This window comes from Nonomuraea sp. NPDC050202 (assembly GCF_040656115.1).
Lineage (GTDB): Bacteria > Actinomycetota > Actinomycetes > Streptosporangiales > Streptosporangiaceae > Nonomuraea.
Genome location: NZ_JBFALF010000100.1, coordinates 1 through 5,443, shown reverse-complemented (window position 1 = coordinate 5,443; position 5,443 = coordinate 1). Strand labels below are relative to the sequence as shown.

General features: G+C 72.6%; 1 protein-coding gene. It reads right to left on the bottom strand.

What is annotated here, in order from left to right; all coding sequences use genetic code 11:
• Positions 1 to 5,443 (bottom strand): SDR family NAD(P)-dependent oxidoreductase (locus AB0I79_RS63035; protein WP_357896257.1); only part of this gene is annotated, 5,443 nt, incomplete at both ends.

Here is a 5,443-nt window from a genome sequence, read left to right as displayed (position 1 = left end):
AAGAAATCCGGCCGAACCCCCCACGACTCCACCAACCGGAACAACGCCACCTGCACCGCGAACAACCCCGGCTGCGCGAACAACGTCCGATCCAACGCCACCGCATCAGCCGCGATCACCTCACGCAACGACGGCTCCAACCGCCCGCACACCTCATCAAAAGCAGCAGCGAACACCGGAAACCGCCCATACAACTCCAGCCCCATGCCCAGCCGCTGCGACCCCTGACCCGAGAACAGGAACGCCGTCTGCGCACGCCCGACAGGGCCGGAATCGCTGATCTGGGTCAGCTTGGCGAGCAGTTCGTCATGGTGGCCGGCGACGATCACGGCGCGATGGGCGAATACCGGGCGATGGGCGGACGAATATGCCACGTCTTCCATCGGCACGTCCGGATTCCCGCGCAGGAAAACCGCGAGCTCCGCTGCCTGGGTCTGCAGGGCGTCCGAGCTGCGGGCCGACAGCAGAACCGGCACGACCCCCGGCTCGCCCTGAACAGGGGCCTCCTCCAGCACGGGCGGCTCTTCCAGGATCACGTGCGCGTTGGTGCCACTGATCCCGAACGACGACACCCCCGCCCGCCTGGGCCGATCCGTCGCAGGCCAGGACTGCTGCTTGGTCAGCAACGACACCGCGCCCGACGACCAATCCACATGCGACGACGGCTCATCCACATGCAGAGTCCGCGGCAACACGCCGTGCCGCATCGCCTCCACCATCTTGATCACACCCGCAACACCCGCAGCCGCCTGCGCATGCCCGATGTTCGACTTCACCGACCCCAACCACAACGGCCGCTCCCGACCCTGACCATAAGTCGCAAGCAACGCCTGCGCCTCGATCGGATCACCAAGCGCCGTCCCCGTCCCATGCGCCTCCACCACATCCACATCACCAGCCGCAAGACGCGCATCCGCCAACGCCTGACCAATCACCCTCTGCTGCGAGGGACCGTTCGGCGCGGTGAGCCCGTTGGAGGCGCCGTCCTGATTGACCGCACTCCCCCGCACCACCGCCAGCACCCGATGCCCCCGACGCCTCGCCTCCGACAGACGCTCCAGCACCACAACCCCGACACCCTCCGACCAGCCCGTCCCATCCGCGCCCTGCGCGAACGACTTACACCGGCCGTCAGGCGCCAAGCCGCGCTGGCGGCTGAACTCCACGAACACCCCAGGCGACGACATCACCGTCACCCCACCCGCCAGCGCCAGCGAACACTCACCACGCCGCAACGCCTGCCCCGCCAGATGCAACGCCACCAACGACGACGAACACGCCGTGTCGATCGTCATCGCGGGCCCCTCCAGCCCGAACGTGTACGCCACCCGACCCGACAACACGCTCGCCGCACCACCGGTCAGCAGATACCCCTCCACCTCCTCGGCGCCCTGGCCGAGAAGCGGGCCGTACTCCTGGCGCATCCCTCCGACGAACACCCCGGCCTGCGCGCCGCGCAGCGCGGCAGGGTCGATCCCGGCCCGCTCGAACGCCTCCCACGACGCCTCCAGCAGCAACCGCTGCTGCGGATCCATCGCCAGCGCCTCACGCGGCGAGATCCCGAAAAACCCCGCATCGAACTCACCCGCCTCATACAGGAACCCGCCCTCCCGCACATACGAACGCCCCGCACGCTCCGGGTCAGGATCGAACAACGCCCCCAGATCCCACCCCCGATCGACCGGAAAGCTCCCGATCCCGTCCCCACCCGAAGCCACCAGCTCCCACAGCTCCCCCGGCGAGGAAACCCCACCCGGATACCGGCACGCCATCCCCACGATCACCACGGGATCGTCGGACACGCCGGTGGCCACCGGTGCGGGCGCGATCGGCGACGACCCCAGCAGCTCACGCCGCAGGTGGTCGGCGAGCGCGACCGGCGTCGGGTAGTCGAAGGTGAGGGTGGCGGGCAGCCGCAGCCCGGTCGCGGCGGTGAGCCGGTTGCGGAACTCGACGCCGGTCAACGAGTCGAAGCCGAGATCCTTGAACGGCCGCTCGCCGTCGACGGCATCCGGCGTGGCGTGTCCCAGGACGGCCGCGGCGTGCTCGCGGGCCAGGTCGAGCAGGGCGCGGTGGCGGTCCGCGTCCGGCATGGCGGCCAGGCGCTGGGCGTAGGAGGTCTCGCCCGCGGATCGTGCGGCCGCCCTGTGGACCGGCGCCTTGACGAGGCCGCGGAGCATCGCGGGCACCTCGGTGCCGCCGCGGAAGGCGGTGAGGTCGAGAGCGACAGGCACCTGCACCGGTTCGGCCGTGGTGAGGGCGGCGTCGAGCAGGTGGAGGGCGTGCTCGGTGGTGAGCGGGGCGACACCGGAGCGGGCCATCCTGGCCAGGTCGGCCGCGCCCAGCTCGCTGGTCATGCCGCTCGACTCGGCCCAGAGTCCCCAGGCGAGCGACACTCCGGGCAATCCCTGCTGGACCCGCTGGGTGACCAGCGCGTCCAGAAAGGCGTTCGCGGCGCCGTACGCGGCCTGTCCCGCTCCGCCGAGCGTGCCCACGGCCGAGGAGAACACGATGAATCCCGCCAGGTCGCGGGTCAGCTCGTGCAGCACCGTGGCGCCGGTCACCTTCGCGGCCAGCACCCGATCCACCTGCTCGCCACTCAACCCCGCGACCACCCCGTCATCCACCACACCCGCCGCATGCACCACCACCGACAGATCCGGCAACGACCCCACCAAAGCCGCCATCGCCGAACGATCCGTCACATCACCCGCCACCACCCGCACACCCGGCAAACCCTCCAACACCACACCACCCCGCCGACCGACCAGCACCACCTCCCGCACCCCATGCACCGACACCAGATGACGCGCCACAAACCGACCCAACGTCCCCGTCCCACCCGTGACCAGCACCGTCCCCTCGGGGGTCCAGAGGGGGCGGGGCACGGTGAGGACGACCTTGCCGATGTGCTGGGCCTGGCTGATGTGGCGGAACGCCTCGGGCGCCCGACGTACGTCCCAGGTGGTGATGGGGGGCAGTCGCAGGGCGCCGGACTCGAACAGGGCGAGCAGGTCGGCCAGCATGCTCTGGATGCGTGCGGGTTCGACCTGCATCAGGTCGAACGGCTGGTAGTCCGTGCCGGGAAGGCTCGCGGGATCGCGCAGGTCGGTCTTGCCCATCTCCAGGAACCGGCCGCCGTGCGCCAGCATCCGCAGCGAGGCGTCGAGGAACTCACCGGTGAGGGAGTTCAGGATCACGTCCATGCCGGCGGTGAAGGTCGTGGCGAAGTCCAGGGTGCGCGAGGAGGCGATGTGGGCGTCGTCCAGGCCGCGTTCCCGCAGCGCGGCCCACTTGCCGGGGCTCGCGGTGGCGAACACCTCGGCGCCCAGGTGCTGGGCGAGCGCGACGGCGGCGGAGCCGACGCCGCCGGTCGCGGCATGGATCAGGACGCGCTCCCCCTCCCGCAGCCGGGCGAGTTCGACCAGGCCGTAGTAGGCGGTCAGGTAGGCGATCGGTACCGAGGCGGCCTCCTCGTACGACCATCCGCCCGGGATCGGCGCGAGCATCCGGTGGTCGGCGACCGCGCTCGTCCCGAACGCGTGGGAGAACAGGCCGAACACCCGGTCTCCCGGTGCCAGCCCCGTCACGCCGGGGCCCACCTCGACGACGGTTCCGGCGCCCTCGCCGCCGAGGGGCGCGTCGGCCGGGTACAGGTCCAGCGCGATGAGCACGTCGCGGAAGTTGACCCCCGCCGCGCGTACCCGGAGGCGCACCTGGCCGGGTTCGAGCTCCTGTTCCGGGTGGGCGCGCAGGGCGAGGTGGTCCAGGGTGCCCTTGGCCGTCACGTCCAGCCGCCAGTGCGGCGACGCGGGCGGCACCAGGCCGGGGTGGGTGGACATCCGTGCCAGCCGGGGGGCGTAGGCCGTGCCGGCGCGGAGCGCGATCTGGGGCTCCGCGGGGACGACGAGCGTCGCAGGGTCGGCCGGAGCGTCGGTGTCGACGAGCAGGATCCTGCCGGGGTGTTCTCCCTGCGCGCCGCGGACCAGCCCCCAGATCGCCGCCGCTGCGGGGTCGGGCGCGGGATCGCCGGCGACCGCGGCCACCGCGCGCCTGGTGACGATCACCAGTCGGGCGTCGTCGCCGGGCTCTCCGGCCAGCCACTCCTGGAGGGCTTCCAGCGCGGCGTGCACCGCGGCGCGGGTGTCCGCGGCCAGGTCTCCTGTCCGGGGCGGCTCGCAGTGGACCACGGTGATGCCCGCGTTCTGCCCCGCCTCCCTGGGCACCGGGGTCCACTCGACGCGGAACAGGGAGTCGTCGTGCCGGGGAGCGGGGGCCGCCAACGGTCTGAGGACGAGCGAGTCCACGGTGATGACGGGCGCGCCCGTGGCGTCGGCGGCGACGATCGACACGGCGTCCGCGCCGGCCGGTGACAGCCGGGCGCGCAGCGTGGTCGCGGCGGCGGCGTGCAGCGTCACCCCGGACCAGGAGAACGGGATGCGGGGCGGCTGCCCTGCTGCTGGAGGGGCCGCCGCGGCGAGGGCGTGCAGGACGGCGTCCAGAAGTGCCGGATGCAGCCCGTACGCCTCCGCACCGGCCGCCTCGGGCAGGGCGACCTCCGCGTAGACGTCGTCGCCCGCCCGCCAGGCGGCGCGCAGCCCCTGGAAGGCGGGGCCGTAGCCGAGGCCCGCCCCGGCGAGCGCCTCGTAATGGCCGTCCAGTTCGACCGGCTCGGCTCCGGGCGGCGGCCAGGCTCCGATGGCCTGCTCGCCGGTGCCGCGCCCGGCCGGTTCCTGGGTGACCGTTCCGGTGGCGTGCCGGGTCCAGTCCTCGCCTGAGGAGCTGGAGTGGATGCTCACCTCGCGCCTGCCGGTCCGGTCCGCAGCGCCGACCCGGAGCTGGACCGACACCGTGCCCCGCTCCGGCAGCACGAGTGGCGCCTCGAGCGTGAGCTCCTCCAGGTGGTCACAGCCGGCCTGGTCGGCGGCGCGGACGGCGAGTTCCACCAGGGCGGCACCGGGCAGCATGGGCGTGTCCGCGACGACGTGGTCGGCCAGCCAGGGGTGGGTCTGGGCCGACAGGCGTCCGGTGAGGAGCAGCCCGTCGCTGTCGGCCAGGGAGATGGCGGCGCCGAGCAGGGGATGCCCGGCCGGGGTCTGGCCCAGCCCGGCGGCGTCGGTGCCGGAGGTGGGGGCCAGCCAGTAGCGGCGGCGCTGGAACGGATACGTGGGCAGGTCGACCTGCCGGCCCGGCAGCAGGGCCGTCCAGTCGGGACGCGCGCCCCGCACGTGCAGCCCGGCCAGCGCGTCCATCACTGCCCTGGCCTCGTCCTTGTCCCTTCTCAGCAGCGGGACAACGTCGCGGTCGGGGGCCATCGCGGTCAGCGTGGCGTCCGGCCCGATCTCCAGCAGCACCGGCACCTCGCCCAGCCACTCCAGCGCCTGAGCGAACCGGACCGGCTCCCGCACCTGCCGCACCCAATACCCGGCAGTGGCGATCTCCG